Raw genomic sequence first — 538 nt, 5'->3', positions numbered from 1 at the left:
GTAGACTTGTAAAGGCAATCAGGGCAAGTGTTTTATATGTTGTTCTCATTTGTTTTTTATTTAAAGTGCCGGCACATTTTAATTACTCCTTACTACAGTAATGAAACCTTTAAACACCTGCCTGCCGGTTCCAAAATCGATCACATAATAATAAGTACCTTCATTTAGTGCAACACCGTTATAGGTTCCCTCCCAGCTGTTGTCGTAGCCTCTTTTGCTGAACACCAAACGTCCGGCCTTGTCAAACACTTTCACTTCGTTGTTCGGATAAAAATCGATGTTGTCAATGATCCATTTGTCGTTGTAACCATCGCCGTTCGGGCTCAGGATATTGGTGGCTTTGATTTTAGCAAGGTCGTCCAGTACCGTAATGGTAAAGGTTTTCGTCTCACTGCAACCGCTCGCATTGGTACCTGTTACCGTGTAGGTTGTTGTCTGACTAGGTCTAACCTGTAAGGTCGCAGCATTTACCGCACCAATGATGCTGTTGTCTGCAGACCAGGTATAACCAACCGCACCGGTCGCATTTAAAAATACT

1 protein-coding gene is annotated in these 538 nt (G+C 43.3%); it reads right to left on the bottom strand.

All coding sequences use genetic code 11. The features are described from left to right. Positions 1-78 precede the first annotated feature (78 nt). Positions 79-538, bottom strand: a 460-nt coding sequence (locus IM797_RS28230) for a gliding motility-associated C-terminal domain-containing protein (RefSeq protein WP_194130569.1), incomplete at its 5' end; no start/stop codon positions are given.

The organism is Pedobacter sp. MC2016-24, assembly GCF_015223055.1.
GTDB lineage: Bacteria > Bacteroidota > Bacteroidia > Sphingobacteriales > Sphingobacteriaceae > Pedobacter.
Note: the sequence above shows the minus strand (reverse complement) of the source record. Positions and strands in the feature narration are given on the sequence as shown.